Here is a 16,350-nt window from a genome sequence, read left to right as displayed (position 1 = left end):
GAGCAACCGACGCCCCGGTACCGACCGTTCGACCCCGAGGAGAGACCGTGCCCGGCTCCACCCCCCGTCGGATCCCCGTCGCCGTGGTCGGCGTGGGCGCACTGGTGCCCGGCGCGACGGACGCGGCCGGCTACTGGCGGATCGTGACCGGCGGCCGCGATCTGCTCACCGAGGTGCCCGCCTCCCGCTGGCGGGTGGAGGACCACTACGACCCGGACCCGGCCGCCCCCGACAAGACGTACGCCCGTCGGGGCGCCTTCCTCCCCGAGGTGGACTTCGACCCGATGGCCTACGGAGTGCTCCCGTCCAACCTGCCCGCGACGGACACCTCCCAGCTGCTCGCCCTGATGGTCGCCGACCAGGTACTGAAGGATGCCGGCGGCTCGGGCAGGGTGGACCGGGACCGGACCGGTGTCGTTCTCGGCGCGGCGGCCCTCGAACTGCTTCCGCACATGTACGGGCGTGCCCAGCGCCCGCTGTGGCTCGCGGGTCTGCGGGAGAGCGGACTCGGCGAGGCCGAGGCGGAAGCGGTGTGCGACCGCATCGCGGCCCGTTTCGAGCCATGGCGGGAGTCGTCCTTCCCGGGGCTGCTCGGCAACGTCGTCGCGGGCCGGATCGCCAACCGGTTCGATCTGCACGGCGTCAACCACACCACCGACGCGGCCTGCGCCAGTTCGCTGGCGGCCCTGTCGACGGCGGTCGGTGAACTGGCACTCGGCCGGGCCGACCTGGTGATCAGCGGTGGCGTGGACACCGGGAACGACATCGGCATGTTCCTGTGCTTCTCCAAGACGCCCGCTCTCTCTCCCAGCGGCGACTGCCGGCCGTTCTCGGCCGCGGCCGACGGCACCATGCTCGGCGAAGCGGTCGTCATGTACGCGCTGAAGCGGTTGTCCGACGCGGAGCGTGACGGCGATCGGATCCACGCGGTGATCCGGGGCATCGGCACCTCGTCCGACGGCAGGAGTACGGCGATCTACGCCCCGCTGCCCGACGGTCAGGCGCGGGCCCTGCGCCGCGCCTACGAGGAGGCCGGTTACGGGCCGGAGACCGTGGAGCTGGTCGAGGCCCACGGGACCGGCACGAAGGCCGGAGACACCGCCGAACTGGCCGCGCTCACCGAGGTGTTCGCCGCCTCGGGGCGTCAGGACGGACAGTGGTGCGCAATCGGCTCGGTCAAGTCGCAGATCGGCCACACCAAATGCGCGGCAGGCGCGGCGGGGCTGCTCAAAGCGGTGCTGGCCCTGCACCACAAGGTGCTGCCGCCGACGGTCAAGGTGGACCGGCCGAACCCGGCGGCCGCCGCCCCGGACGGCCCGTTCTACGTCAACACCGAGACCCGCCCCTGGGTGCGGCCGGCCGGTCATCCGCGCCGCGCGGCGGTGTCGAGCTTCGGCTTCGGCGGCAGCAACTTCCATGTCACGCTGGAGGAGTACACACCCTCGTCCGGCCCGGGGCGTGCGGCCCTGCGCCATCGCACGGCCCCGAGCGAACTCGTCCTGTTCAGCGGCGACTCCCCGTCGAACCTGGTCCCTCCCGTGCCGGACGACGGGCGTCCGCTGGCCGCACTGGCCCGGGAGAGCCACGCCGCCTTCTCGTCCGCCGCCCGGGCACGGCTGGCCGTCGTCGCCACCGATGCCGCGGACCTGCGGAAGAAGTTCGCGCAGGCGGCCGAGTCGATCCGGCAGCGGCCCGACACGGCGTTCTCGGCACCGTCCGGCATCCGGTACGCGTACGGGAAGGGCTCGCCCGGCCGTATCGGCTTCCTGTTCCCGGGGCAGGGTTCCCAGTACGTCGGGATGGGGGCCGGTCTCGCGATGCTGGCGCCGACCGCCCAGACCGTGTGGGACCGGCTGGGGCCGACCCGCTTCGACGGGCGGGCCCTGCACCGGGTCGTGTTCCCGCCGCCCGCCTTCACCGACGAGGAACGCGCCGCGCGGGCGTCCCTGTTGGACGCCACCGAGTGGGCGCAGCCGGCGCTGGCGGTGCACGCGCTGGCGCTGCTGGAGGTGGTACGGGGGCTGGGGCTGCGGCCGGACTGCGTGGCGGGCCACAGCTTCGGCGAGCTGGTGGCGCTGCACTGCGCGGGGGTGCTGGACGCCGATGCGCTGGTGGATCTGGCCCGTCGCCGCGGTGAGCTGATGCGGGACGCGGCGACCGCTTCCGGCGCGATGCTGGCGGTGGCGGCGGACCAGGCACAGGTGGCCGAGGTGCTGGCCCGTGGCGGGTTCGGCGACCTCTGGCCCGCCAACCACAACGCACCGCGCCAGGTGGTGCTTTCAGGTTCGGCAGCGGCGGTCGGGCGTGCCGAGAAGGCGTTCTCGGCGGCGGGGGTCGGCACCCGCCGGCTGGCCACGTCGACCGCCTTCCACAGCCCGCTGGTCGCTCCGGCCGTCGAACCGCTCGCCGCGTATCTGCGCACGGTGCCACTCGCGAAGCCCCGGCTCCAGGTCTACGGCAACGCGGACGCGCAGCCGTATCCGTCGTCGCCGGACGAGGTGCGCCGCCGGATCGCCGGTCACCTCGCCTCACCGGTGCTCTTCGAGGACCAGATCGAGGCGATGTACGCGGCGGGGGTACGCACCTTCGTCGAGGTCGGCGCGGGCGCGGCGCTGACCGGCCTGGTCGGGCAGATCCTCGGCGACCGCGAGCACGCGGCGGTGCCCCTGGACCGGTCGGCACGCCCCGGGGCCGACACCCTGCACACCGCGCTCGGCGAACTGGCCGTACGCGGTGTCCCCCTCGACCTAGACACCCTCTGGGCCCCGTACGCCCCGCCCGAAGCCTCAGCGAAGGAGCCCGAGCCCCGGATGACCGTGAAGATCAGCGGAGGCAACTACGGTCAGTCGCAGCCACCGCGCGCCGCGTCCAGCGTGCCGCCGCCACGGGCCGCGTCCGCCGAACCGCCGCCGCGCACCATGTCCGTCGAGCCGTCGCCACCCGCACCGGCTCCCGTACCCGAACTCGTACCCACCCCCGTATCCGCGTCCCACACCCCGGCGGTTCCCATGCCCGCGCACGCCCCTTCCCCGGTCCACACCCCGCAGCCGTCGGCGTACGGGACGGCTGCCGCCGACGGCGACCGGCTCGCCGCCGTCGAGAGCGTCCACCGGCAGACGGCGGAGGCTCACGCGGCCTGCCAACGCCTGCTGACGGAAAGCCACATGGCGTTTCTGCGCATGACCGAGACGACTCTGTCCGCCATGCTCGGGGCGCCGGACGCGGGCGCAGCCGTGGAGGTGACGACCGCCGCCGCGCCGGCGCTGCCGCTGCCGCTGCCCCGCGCCTCGTCACCGCGCCTCGCACCGGCGGCCGTTGCGCCGCCTTCCGTATCTGCCCCAGCGGCTCCGCCGGTTCCGCCGGTCTCGTCGGTTCCATCGGTTCCATCGGTTCCGTCAGCTTCTGTCGTGGCCGAGGTCCCCGCGCCGGATCCCGCTCCCGCTCCCGTCGGCGACGCGGTGTCCCTGTCGCCGTCGGAGCTGGAGGAGTTGCTGCTGTCGGTGGTGGCCCGACTCACCGGCTACCCGACCGCCATGCTCAACATGGACATGGAGCTGGAGGCGGATCTCGGCGTCGACTCCATCAAGCGCGTCGAGATCCTGTCGGCCGTGCGCCGGCAGGTGGGTGATGTGGCGGCGGGAGACGTCGGGCGGCTCGGCAAGCTCCGTACGCTGCGCGAGATCGTCGAGGCGCTCACCGGCGACGCCCGGCCCGCCGGGCCCCCCGTGGTCGTCGAAGTACCCGCACCGGTGGAAACGACCCACGAGGCTGCCGGACCGACGTCGCCGACACCGCTGACGCGGCTGGTACCGCGCATGGTGGAGGCTCCGGTGTCCGGGCTGGCGACGGCGGGGCTGCTGGACGGTCCGGTCGCGGTGACCGGCGAGGGCGGGGACGGGTGCTCGATCGTCTCTCTCGTGACCCGGAAGCTCACCGAGCACGGCGTGGACGCGACCGCCGTGAAGGAGGTGCCCGGGGGCGCCCGTGGCGTCATCCACCTCGGCGCGCTCACCGCGAGCGGCGATCCGGACGCGGCGCGGGAGGTCCACCGCTCGGCGCTGCGGGCGGCGCGTGCGGTGGCGCCACGGGCGGCGGACGGCGGGGTGTTCGTGAGCGTCCAGGACACCGGGGGCGACTTCGGACTCGGCGGCCACGCGCCCGGCCGGGCGTGGCTGGGCGGGGTCGCCGGGCTGGCCAGGACCGCGGCGAAGGAGTGGCCGGACGCCTCGGTCAGGGTCGTCGACTGCGAGCGGGGCGGCCGGGACGACGAGGAGGTCGCCGAGGCCGTCGTACGGGAACTCCTCCGGGGCGGGGCCGACCCCGAGGTCGGTCTCCGCGCGGACGGCGCCCGCGCCCTCCTGCGGATGGCGCCCGGGCCCGTGACACCCGGCGGCGCGGGCCGGATCACCGCCGACTCGGTGATCGTGGCCACCGGCGGGGCGCGCGGGGTGACCGCCGCCGCCCTGCTCGACCTGGCCAGGACCCGCCGTCCGAGGATCGTGCTGCTGGGCAGGACCGATCCGGCCGCCGAGCCGGCCGGGCTGGCGTCGGCGGCCGACGAGGCGGCCCTCACCCGCCTGCTCGCGGACCGCACGGCCGAGGCCGCGGCGGACTCCTCGCCCGCCCGGATCGCGGAGCGGGCCCGGGAGATCCTGGCCGCGCGCGAAGTACGTTCGACCGTGGCGGAGTTGGAGGCTGCCGGGTCAGCCGTCCGATACGTGCGGGTGGACGTCCGCGACGCCGACGCCCTCGCCGCCGCACTGCGCGAGGTGCGCGAGACCTGGGGGCCGGTCACCGGCATCGTGCACGGTGCGGGGGTGCTGGCCGACAAGCTGATCGCCGACAAGACCGATGAGCAGGCCGAGCTGGTGATGTCCACCAAGGTGGACGCTCTGCGGGCGCTCCTGGCGGCGACGGCGGACGATCCGCTGGACACGATCTGCCTGTTCTCCTCGGTGGCCGCCGTGTTCGGCAACGCGGGGCAGAGCGACTACGCCATGGCCAATGAGGTGCTCCGCCAGGTCGCCTCGGCCGAGCAGGCCCGCCGCCCCGGCTGCCTGGTGCGGTGCGTGGCCTGGGGCCCCTGGCAGGGCGGCATGGTCACCCCGGCCCTGGCCGCGCACTTCGGCAGGTCCGGGGTGCCGCTGATCCCCCTGGCGCAGGGAGCCGCAGCGTTCACCGCCGAGCTGGACGGGGCCGTCGGCGAGGTCTGTGTCGTCCTGGCGGCCGGGGACGATCCGGCCGCCCTGTCCCCGGCCGGAGCCGCGCGCCGCGCCCAGCTGCTGGTGCGCGCGGACACGCTGCCGCAGTTGGCCGACCACGCGCCCGCCGGGACTCCGGTGCTGCCCGTGGCCCTGGTCCTCGACTGGTTCGCGGGCGCGGGCACGGCCTGGCTGCCGCAGGCCGGGCGGCTGGTCCTGCGCGATCTGCGGGTGTACCAGAAGTACGCCCTGCCGGAGCTGTCCGGGGCGGGCCACCGGCTCACCGTGCTCGGTGGCGGGGGCGCGCCCGGTTCGCCGTCGGGTCTGGAGGCGGAGCTGCGGGGCGAGGACGGCCCGGCACACTTCCGGGCCGTGCTGGACACCGGGTTCGAGGAGCCCGATGCGGCCGCCTGGGACACCCCGGACGGTCTGAAGCCGCTCGACCGGACCGATCCGTACGACGGGGACGTCCTCTTCCACGGACCCCGGTTCCACGCTCTGCGCACGGTGCGCGGTGTCTCGGAGCACGGGGCCGAGGCGACCGTCGCGGGCCTGCGGGCCCTGGGCTGGGAAGCGGGTGGGCACGGGCCGCTCGATCCGGCCGCCGTGGACGGCGCGCTCCAGCTCGCGCTGCTCTGGGCCGAGAAGGTGCTCGGCGCGGCGACGCTGCCGATGGCCGTCGCCGAGTGCCGGGTGCACCGGCGCGGCCCGGTGGACGACGCCGTGCGCTGTGTGGTGCGCGGACGAAAGGCGCACGACACGGGGGCGCGCTGCGACGCGGCACTGATCGACGCCGACGGATCCGTCCGGCTCGAACTGCTCGGCGTGGAACTCGTCCGCCGCCCGTCCTGACCGACCCCACTGCCGCCCCTCCCGGCCCCGCCGCCCGGGCCTCGGCCCCGCCGTGAAGCGAGATCCCCATGCATGTCGAACCGATCGCCGTCGTCGGGCGGGGCTGTGTGCTGCCCGGCGCGCTGGACCCGGACACGTTCTGGGAGAACATCGCCGCCGGCCGCGTCAGCCTGTCGGCCGCCCCGGCGGACCGGTGGCGGCTGCCGCGCCGCTGGGCGATGGGCTCGGTGGACGACCATCTCGACCGCACCTGGACCGATGTCGGCGGTTACGTCCACGGGTTCGACTCCGTCTTCGATCCGGGCGGCTTCGACCTCGCCCCGGAGCGGATCGCCTCGCTGGACCCGCTCTTCCACTGGGTGCTGTACGGGGTACGGCAGGCGCTCACCGAGGCGGGCCGCACCGGTGAGCGCCTGCCGCGCGGGGGGCTGGTGCTGGGGAATCTGTCGTACCCCACACCCGCCGGTGCGGCCTTCGCCGAACACGTCTGGCTGTCCGCACAACGGCCCCCGCTCCGCGACGCCCTGCTGACGGGTGGGCGCCGTACGCGCCCGGACGCCCGCAACCGCTTCTCCTCCGGGCTGCCCGCCCGGCTCGCGGCCCGGGCGCTCGGCCTCGGCGCGGGCGCGTGGTCCCTCGACGCCGCCTGCGCGTCCTCGCTGTACGCGATCAAGCTGGCGTGCGACCGGCTGCACGACGGCACGGCCGATCTGATGGTGGCCGGTGCGGTCAGCCGCCCCGACCCCCTCTACCTCCATGTGGGGTTCTGCGGGCTGTCCGCGACGAGCCGCACGGGACGCAGCCGCCCCTTCCACCGGGACGCGGACGGGCTGGTGCACGGCGAGGGCGCCGGGTTCGTCGCTCTGATGCGGCTGTCCGACGCCCGCGCCGCGGAGCTGCCCGTGCTCGGCGTGATCCGTGGCGTGGGGCTGTCCAACGACGGGCGTGGTTCCGGGCTGATCAGCCCGTCGGAGGAGGGGCAGGTGCGAGCCATGCGCCTGGCGTACGACGTGGCGGGCGTCGCTCCGGAGTCGGTGGCGCTCGTCGAGTGCCATGCGACGGGAACGCCGGTCGGGGACGCGGTGGAGGTGCGCGGCATGGCACGGGTCTTCGGGGCGGCCGAGGACGTGCCCATCGGTTCGGCGAAGTCGAACGTCGGGCATCTGCTGGCATCGGCGGGTGTGACGGGGCTGCTGAAGGTGCTCGGCGCGATGCGTGCGGGGGTGCGGCCGGCGACGCTCGGCGCCCAACAGCCCCTGGACGCGCTGGCGGACACACCGTTGCGGGTGCTGGGCGCGCCGGAGGAGTGGGCGGGTCCGCGCAGGGCGGCGGTGAGCGCCTTCGGCTTCGGCGGGACCAACGCCCATCTGATCGTCGACGCCCCGGACCACGCCGCCCCGCCCGTCGGCCCCCGGCCGGCGCGTGCCCCCCTGTCCACCGCACCGGCCGACGGCCCGACGGCCCAAGCCCCGGGCCCGGAACCGGCTCCGCCCCCGCCCCCGGCCCTGGCGGCCGACGCGCCCCACACCCGTACACCGGTGGCGATCGTGGCCATCGGCGCCCGGGTCGGCGAGGGAACGTCCACCGAGGACCTGCGTCGGGCGGTGCTGGGCGGTGAACGGCGGGGCCCCGTGGCGGAGATCGCCGTGGAGTTGACGGACCTGTGCTTCCCGCCACTGGCGCTGGAGCGGACCGTACGCCATCAGCTCCTGGTCCTGGAGGCCGCCCGGGAGGCCGTACGGACGGTGCGTCTGCCCCGCGAGCGGACCATGGTGGTCATCGGTACGGGGGTGGACCCGGAGGTGGCCCGTGCGGGCGCCCGCTGGCGGATTCCGTACTGGCTGGAGCAGTCGGGTGTGCGGATCACGGACGGGGCGGCGGATCTCGCCCGGGAGGCGTTCACTCCGGCGATGACGGCGGAGGGCGTGGTGGGCAGCATGCCGAACCTCGCGGCGAACCGCATCAGCACCCAACTGGACCTGGCCGGGCCCGGGTTCACGGTATCGGCGGAGGAGGCGTCCGGGCTGGTGGCGCTGGAGGTCGCGACTCGGGCCATCCGCTCGGGCGAGGCCGATGCCGCTCTCGTCGGCGCCACCGACCTGTCCTGCGAAGCCGTCCACCGGGCCGCCCTGCGGGAGCTCGGCCGTAGGGACGAGGCCGGGGACGCGGCGGTCGTGCTGGTGCTCAAACCCCTGGACACCGCCCGCAGGGACGGCGACACCGTCGTCGCGCTGCTGGACGAGGAGGCCGCCGGCCCGCCCGACATGGTCATCGGCGACGGCCCGGACGCGGTGTTCGACCCGGCGTCCGCGTTCGGGCGGGCTCATGCGGCGTCCGGGCTGGTCTCCGTCGCGGTCGCGGCACTCTCGCTCCAGCACCGCGCGGTCCCCCGGCCGGGCGGGCCCGCGGACACCGCGGCCGTCGCCCACACCGCGCGGGCCGTGGTCACACCGCTGGAGGGGCCGCCCGCGAGCGTACGGCTGCGCGCGGGGGACGCCCGGCCGTGGCTGCGGGGCCCGGCCCCGCGCCTGCAGGTGTTCTCCGGGGCCGACCGCGCGGAAGTGCTGGCCGCGCTGGAATCCGGTACGGAGTCCTCGGCGGGCCCGGCCCGGCTGGCGCTCGTGGTCGACGGCGGCGCCCCGTCGGCGGACCGCAGGGAAGCGGCCCGCCGTTGGCTGACGGAAGGCGGGATCCGCCCGGCCGATGTCCTGTACCGGGACGGTCCCGTCACCGGGCAGACCGCCTTCGTGTACACGAACGGCTCGGCCGCCTACCCGGGAATGGGCCATGAGCTGGCGCTGGCCCTTCCGTCGCTGGGCGAGACCGTCCGGGAGCAGCACCGGGCGGTGGGGGCGCGGCTGCGGTCGCGTACGGAGCCCGGAGTGCTCGGCCAGATCTGGGCGGTCGCCGAACTGGCCGTCTTCCACACGGTGTTCAGTCGTGATGTCCTCGGGCTGCGGCCGGACGCCGCGATCGGGTACTCCTCGGGCGAGTCGACGGCACTGGTCGCGCTGGGCGCCTGGCCGGACGCCCCGGGGCTGTACGAGGCCACTCGGGACAGCGGTCTGTTCACCACCGAACTCACCGGTGAACTGCGGGCGGTGCGGCGCTACTGGCGGCAGCGTGGCATCCGGGGAGAGAGGTGGTCGAGCTATCTGATCGCCGCACCGGTGGAGACCGTCCGCGCGGAGCTGGCCGGGGAGAGGGCGGTCCATCTGATGGCGGTGAACGCGCCCGGGGTCTGTGTCATCGGCGGCGAGTCCCGGGCGTGCTCGGCCGTCGTGGCGAGGATCGGCGCCGACCTGGCGATCGAGCTGGACTACGACATGGCCGCCCACGCCCCGGAGCTGGCGGAGGTCGGTGAGGTGTGGCGCGAGGCCCACCGCCGCCCCACGGTCGAGGTGCCCGGGGTCCGGTTCTACAGCGGGGCCACCGGCCGGGCGTATCGGCCGACGACCGAGCGGGCCGCCGAGGCGCTCACCGCCCAGGGCCTCGGCACGATCGACTTCGCGGCCACCATCGAGCAGGCGTGGGCGGACGGTGTCCGGATCTTCGTGGAGCACGGGCCGCGGAGGCTGTGCACCGGCTGGATCCAGCGGGTGCTCGGCGACCGGGAGCATGTGGCCGTCGCGCTGGACACCCCGGGCGACACCGGGCTGCGGCAGCTGTGTCTCGCGGTCGCCGAACTCGTCGTCGCCGGCGTACCGGTGGAGGCCGACGCGCTGCTCGCCCGGCTCGCCGGGGCCGCGACGGACCTCCCGCGCCCCGGCCGCGCCGTCACCGTTCCCGTACCCCCCTCTCCGCGCCTACCGCCCCTGGAGCCCGCCGTGACCGTACTGCCCCGGGCCCCCGAACTGGCCCCGGTTCCGGACAGGGCCCCCGGCCCGCCGCCGTCCACCGACCTCGCCGTCGCCGTGCCGCCCTCCGCCCCGGCCCAGCGGTCCCGGCCGCCCGCCGGGGACGAACCGGAGCCGGGGACGGCGGGGGTCGGCGGCATGATCGCCCGGCAGCATCTGCGGGTCGCCGCGTTGCACCGGGAGGTCATGGCCGCACACGCCGAGGCGCACCAGCGGTTCCTGCGCATGTCCGCGCGCACCGTCACGGCGCTGACCACCGCGGGAGCCGCGCCCGCGCCCGTACCTGTACGCCTGCCCAGCCCCGTACGCCCGCCCGGTCCCGCACCCGCACGCCTGCCCGCCACCCCAGCGGCAGCGCAGGGGCCGACCTTCGACCGCGCCCAGCTGGAACATCTCGCATCCCGTGAGATCTCCGCCCTGTTCGGTCCGCGCTTCGCCGAGCAGGACGGCTACGCGGTGCAGACCCGGATGCCCGGGCCGCCCATGCTGTTCGCCGACCGGGTCACCGGCATCGACGCGGTGCCCGCGGCGCTCGTGCTGCCGGGCCCGGTCCGCACGGACGGGAGGATCTGGACGGAGACGGATGTCCTGCCCGACAGCTGGTACCTGGACTCCACGGGGCGGATGCCGGCCGGGGTTCTGATCGAGGCGGGCCAGGCCGATCTGCTGCTGCTCAGCTGGCTGGGGGTCGATCTCCTCAACCGGGGCGAGCGCGCCTACCGGCTGCTCGGCTGCGAGGTGACCTTCCACGGCAGCCCGCCCCAACCCGGCGACACCCTGTGCTTCGAGATCCACGTCGACGGCCACGCGGAGGCGGACGGGGTCCGGCTGGCCTTCTTCCACTACGACTGCTATGTGGACGGTGAGCTGCGGCTCAGTGTCCGCGAGGGCCAGGCCGGCTTCTTCACCCCGGCGGAGTTGGCGGGCAGCGGTGGTGTCCGCTGGGATCCCGCCGAGCACCCGCCCGGGGACGATCTGCCGCTCGACCCGCCGGCCGTGCGCTGCGAACGGACCCGGTTCGGCACGGACCGGCTGCGAGCGCTGGCGCAGGGGCGTCCGGCGGACTGCTTCGGGCCCGGCTGGGAGGCGACGGCGGCCCATGTGCGCTCGCCCGTGCTGGACGAGGAGCGGCTGCGGCTGCTGGACGAGGTCACGGCGTTCGACCCGTCCGGTGGGCCGTGGGGCCGTGGACATCTGCGTGCGGAGACCGCGGTGTCGCCCGATGACTGGTTCTTCTCCGGCCACTTCGTGAACGACCCCTGCATGCCGGGCACGCTGATGCTGCAGGGCGGTCTGCAGGCGATGGCGTTCTATCTGACGGCCATGGGCTTCACCGTCGACCGGGACGGCTGGCGTTTCGAACCGGTCGACGAGCAGCCTGCCAGGGCGATGTGCCGGGGCCAGGCGACCCCGGAGTCCCGGCGGGTCGTCTACGAGGTGTTCGTACGCGGCGTCTCGGCCGGTCCGGTGCCGACCCTCCACGCCGACGTCCTCGGCTCGGTCGACGGGGTGAAGGCGTTCCTGGGCCGTGGCATGGCGCTCCGGCTGGTCCCCGACTGGCCGCTGTCGCACTGGCGGCACACGGGCCCGCCCGCGGTGCAGGCCGACGGGGTTCCGGTGCCGCTGCCGCGGCTCGGCGGGCTGGCGGGGCACCGGGAGGAGAGGCCGGTGGCCGTGGCGGCCGACGGATTCCCCTTCGACCACGCGTCGTTGCTGGCGTGCGCCTGGGGCCGGCCGAGCGAGGCGTTCGGCGCGATGTACGAACCCTTCGACGGCACCCGGCGGGTGGCCCGGCTGCCCGGGCCTCCGTACCACTTCATGAGCCGGATCGTGTCGGTGGACGGGCCGCAGGGCGGGATGCGGGAGGGCAGCGTCGTCGTCGCCGAGTACGACGTACCGGACCGGGCGTGGTTCTTCGAGGAAAGCGCCGGCCGCACCATGCCGTTCGCCGTCCTCATGGAGGTCGCGCTGCAGCCCTGCGGGTGGCTCGCCTCGTACGTGGGCAGCGCGACGACCAGCGAGACGGACCTGCTGTTCCGCAACCTCGACGGGACGGGAACGGTCACCGGCGAGGTCACCCCGGCGACGCGTACGGTCCGCACCAGGGCCGAGCTGACACGCCTCTCGCACAGCGGCGACATGATCATCGAGTCGTTCCGGGTGACGTGCACGGCCGATGACGTGACCGTGTTCGAACTGTCCACGGTCTTCGGCTACTTCCCCCCGTCGGCCTTCGACGACCAGCAGGGCCTGACGGCTTCGGCGGACGACCTGGCCCGTCTGGCCGAGCCCTGCGGCCGTACGGCCGACCTGACCACCCGCCCCGCCCGGTACTGCTCGGGCGAACCGCGCCTGCCGGGGCCGATGTTGCTGATGCTGGACCGGATCACGGGCTACTGGCCGGACGGCGGTAGCGCGGGACTCGGCCGGCTGAGGTCGGAGAAGGACGTCCGCCCGGACGCGTGGTTCTTCCGGGCCCACTTCTTCCAGGACCCGGTGCAGCCCGGCTCGTTGGGGATCGAGGCCATGTGCCAGCTGCTCCAGTACCACCTGCTCGAACAAGGCGCGGCCGACGGGATCACCGCCCCCAGGTTCGAACCGGTGCTGCCCGGCCGCGAGGCGGCCTGGACGTACCGCGGTCAGATCACCCCGGCGAACCGGCTGATCCGGGTGGACATGGACATCGTGGAGAGCGGCACGGACGCGCGGGGCCCCTATGCCGTGGCGGACGCGTCGTTGTGGGGCGACGACACCTGTATCTACCGGGTGCGAGGGCTGGGTATGCGCGTGGTGCCGGGGCCCGCGTACGCACCCGTGCCCGCGCCGTGAGCGGGAGCGGGAGCACTCGTCGCTACAGCTCGTAGTCCTCGGCCAGCTGCTCCCAGCGAAGCCCACGCAGCGCGGGATCGGCGTCCTCGCCCGCCGGTACCTCCGCCGCCGCCTGGAACCAGGCGACGACAAGGCCGGAACCGTCCATGGCCGGGTCGAGCGCCGAGGAGTCGAAGGAGCCGATGCACGCCACGGGAGGAAGCACCTCGACGGGCCCGAAGGCGCCCGCGGTCCCGCCCGGGTACTCGCGGGAGGGTTCGACGAAATGGACCCGCGCGGAGGAATACTCGCGTTCGGCCTGCCGCTGGAGCCACCCGACCTTCAGGTCGTTGACACGCTTGCACGGATAGCCCTCCAGCATGCCCCCGTAGGTCGAGGACATCCGCAGTTCGGTGAGCCGGATCGTACGGCCGGACGAGAGGACTATGCGGCTCAGCGACATGCCGACACCTTAATGCGCTCGCCGTATCGGCCTGTCGGTCCCGGTCGGCTGCGCCCATGAGCGTGGATCCGGGTGGCCGGGAACCCGCCCGGGACGCTGTCGCGCACTCAGGCGCAGGACGGGCACAAGCCGCGGTAGGTGATCTCCACCGAGCCGACGGCGAAGCCGAACCGCTCGGCCTCGGGCAGGTCGCCGATGGCGTTGCCCACCGGGTGGACGTCTCGGACCGTGCCGCAGCCGGAGCACACCAGGTGCTGGTGGGGGCGGCGCGCGTTCGGGTCGTAGCGCTTGGCCCGGCCCACGGTGGAGACCTCCAGCACCTCGCCGAGCGCGACGAGCTCGCCCAGCGTGTTGTAGACGGTCGCGCGGGAGATCTCGGGCAGTCGTGCGGCGGCCCGCAGGTGCACCTCGTCCGCCGTCAGGTGCACGTGGTCGCCGTCGAGGACCTCCGCGACGACACGCCGCTGCGAGGTCAACCGCCAGCCACGGCTCCGCAGCCGCTCAAGGAGGTCACTCATCTCGTCTCACCTGCTCCGGTTCGCGGGGGGCGTACGGCCTCGGAAGATCCGACGACACCCGCCCTGGCCATTATAGTTTTAGCGCACTTCTTGACTTGGACGAAGTCCATCGTAGGATCGATCCTGGCGACATCCAAGAGACAGGAAGACTCCGGTACGGCAGCAGAGACACGCGGCGGGACTCCGCCGGTCGACCGCACAGCGCCGCCAGCCGGCCAGGTGCCGTCCTCGCCACACCGCCCGGGACCGTCCGGTCCGGTGGTCCGTGAGGCGTTCGGCCGACCCGCGGTGAGGTCCCGGCACACAGCGTGCCCCCTTCTGCACGGCCCGAATCCTCCTCCCCCGTTCAGCGCCCCACGACCCGCCGGGTCCGGAAGGATTGCTCATGACCGAGAACCACGAGTCGCACGTCTTCGACCCCGTCACCCCGGATTCGCCCGAGACGGCCGTTCCCGAGGTGCCCGAGGCGCAGGCGAGCGGCTGCCCCGTGGCGCACGGCCGCGCGCCGCACCCCACGCAGGGCGGCGGAAACCGCCAGTGGTGGCCGGACCGCCTCAACCTGAAGATCCTCGCCAAGAACCCCGCCGTGGCGAACCCGCTCGGTGCGGACTTCGACTACGCGGCCGCGTTCGAGGCGCTGGACCTGCCCGCGGTGAAGCGGGACATCGCCGAGGTGCTCTCCACCTCGCAGGACTGGTGGCCCGCCGACTTCGGCAACTACGGACCGCTGATGATCCGGATGGCCTGGCACAGCGCAGGCACGTACCGCATCAGCGACGGCCGCGGTGGCGCGGGCGCCGGTCAGCAGCGGTTCGCCCCGCTGAACAGCTGGCCGGACAACGGCAACCTGGACAAGGCCCGCCGGCTGCTGTGGCCGGTCAAGAAGAAGTACGGCCAGGCGCTGTCCTGGGCCGACCTGCTGATCCTCACCGGCAACGTCGCCCTGGAGACCATGGGCTTCACGACCTTCGGCTTCGCCGGTGGCCGCGAGGACGTCTGGGAGTCGGAGGAGGACGTCTACTGGGGCCCGGAGACCACCTGGCTCGACGACGACCGCTACACCGGCGACCGTGAGCTGGAGAACCCGCTCGGCGCGGTCCAGATGGGTCTGATCTACGTCAACCCCGAGGGCCCCAACGGCAACCCGGACCCGGTCGCGGCCGCCCGCGACATCCGCGAGACCTTCCGCCGGATGGCGATGAACGACGAGGAGACCGTCGCCCTCATCGCCGGTGGCCACACCTTCGGCAAGACGCACGGCGCGGGCCCGGCCGAGAGCGTCGGCGCGGACCCCGAGGGCGCCCCGATGGAGGAGCAGGGTCTCGGCTGGCGCAGCTCGTACAGGTCGGGCAAGGGCGGCGACGCCATCACCAGCGGTCTGGAGGTGACCTGGACCAGCACGCCGACGCAGTGGGGCAACGAGTTCTTCCACAACCTCTTCGCGTACGAGTACGAGCTGACCGAGTCTCCGGCCGGTGCGAAGCAGTGGGTCGCCAAGGACGCGGAGGCGACCGTCCCGGACGCGCACGACGCGTCGAAGAAGCACAGGCCGCAGATGCTCACCACCGACCTGTCGCTGCGCTTCGACCCGGCGTACGAGCAGATCTCGCGCCGCTTCCACGAGAACCCGGAAGAGTTCGCGGACGCCTTCGCGCGCGCCTGGTACAAGCTGACGCACCGTGACATGGGCCCGATCCAGCGCTACCTGGGCCCGGAGGTGCCCTCCGAGGTGTTGCTGTGGCAGGACCCGTTGCCCGCGCGCACCGGTGAGCTGCTGGACGCCGCGGAGATCGCCGCGCTCAAGGAGCAGGTGCTCGCGACGGACCTGACGGTGGCGCAGCTGGTCTCCGCCGCCTGGGCCTCGGCCGCGTCCTTCCGCGGCAGCGACAAGCGCGGCGGCGCCAACGGCGCCCGGGTCCGTCTGGAGCCGCAGCGCGGCTGGGAGGCGAACGACCCGGACGAGCTGGCCCAGGTCCTGCGCGCGCTGGAGAGCATCCAGGAGTCCTTCAACGCCAAGGGCGGCAAGCAGGTCTCGCTGGCGGACCTGATCGTCCTCGCGGGCGGCGCGGCCGTCGAGCAGGCGGCCAAGGACGCCGGTGTCGAGGTGGAGGTGCCGTTCACCCCGGGCCGGGTCGACGCCACGCAGGAGCAGACGGACGTCGAGTCCTTCGCCGCCCTGGAGCCCGCCTACGACGGCTTCCGCAACTACGTCGGCAAGGCGGCCCGGCTGCCCGCCGAGTACCTGCTCCTGGACCGGGCCAACCTGCTGACGCTGAGCGCCCCGGAGACCACCGTCCTGGTCGGCGGTCTGCGGGTGCTGGGCGCCAACAGCGGCGGCTCGAAGCACGGCGTCCTCACCGATCGCCCGGGCACGCTGACCAACGACTTCTTCGTGAACCTGCTCGACCTGGGCATCACCTGGAAGTCCACGTCGTCGGCGCAGGACGAGTTCGAGGCCCGGGACGCGTCCGGCACGGTCAAGTGGACCGGCACCCGTGCCGACCTGGTCTTCGGCTCCAACTCCGAGCTCCGTGCCCTCGCCGAGGTGTACGCGAGCGACGACGCGCGGCAGAAGTTCGTGACGGACTTCGTCGCGGCCTGGACCAGGGTCATGGACCTGGACCGCTTCGACCTGGTCTGACGTCCGTGCC

The 16,350-nt window shown here is 74.1% G+C and carries 5 protein-coding genes; 3 read left to right on the top strand and 2 right to left on the bottom strand.

What is annotated here, in order from left to right:
• Positions 1 to 47: 47 nt before the first annotated feature.
• Together AC0VY3_RS14845 and AC0VY3_RS14840 are read left to right on the top strand one after the other, a co-directional pair.
• Positions 48 to 6,053 (top strand): SDR family oxidoreductase, encoded by a 6,006-nt coding sequence (locus AC0VY3_RS14845; protein ID WP_475549763.1) that lies wholly within the window; start codon positions 48 to 50, stop codon positions 6,051 to 6,053.
• Positions 6,054 to 6,121: 68 nt separating this feature from the next.
• A complete protein-coding gene (locus AC0VY3_RS14840; protein WP_475549762.1) occupies positions 6,122 to 12,739 on the top strand; it encodes a beta-ketoacyl synthase N-terminal-like domain-containing protein in 6,618 nt (2,205 codons plus the stop codon).
• A gap of 22 nt (positions 12,740 to 12,761) precedes the next feature.
• Here the strand turns inward: AC0VY3_RS14840 and AC0VY3_RS14835 are convergent, their stop codons facing one another.
• Complete coding sequence (locus AC0VY3_RS14835) at positions 12,762 to 13,181, bottom strand: hypothetical protein (protein ID WP_103511500.1); 420 nt, start codon at positions 13,179 to 13,181, stop codon at positions 12,762 to 12,764.
• 107 nt (positions 13,182 to 13,288) lie between these two features.
• Positions 13,289 to 13,699, bottom strand: a complete 411-nt coding sequence (locus AC0VY3_RS14830) for a Fur family transcriptional regulator (protein WP_103511501.1) — start codon at positions 13,697 to 13,699, stop codon at positions 13,289 to 13,291.
• Positions 13,700 to 14,084: 385 nt separating this feature from the next.
• On the opposite strand from AC0VY3_RS14830, the gene katG reads away from it, so the two are divergent.
• Positions 14,085 to 16,340 carry a catalase/peroxidase HPI gene (katG, locus tag AC0VY3_RS14825; protein ID WP_475549761.1) on the top strand — a complete coding sequence of 752 codons (2,256 nt, stop codon included), beginning with the start codon at positions 14,085 to 14,087 and terminating at the stop codon, positions 16,338 to 16,340.
• Positions 16,341 to 16,350: the final 10 nt, after the last annotated feature.

Source organism: Streptomyces sp. iso_384 (assembly GCF_056172905.1).
The sequence above is the reverse complement of the archived record's forward strand: the minus strand, read 5'-3'. Positions and strand labels throughout refer to the sequence as shown.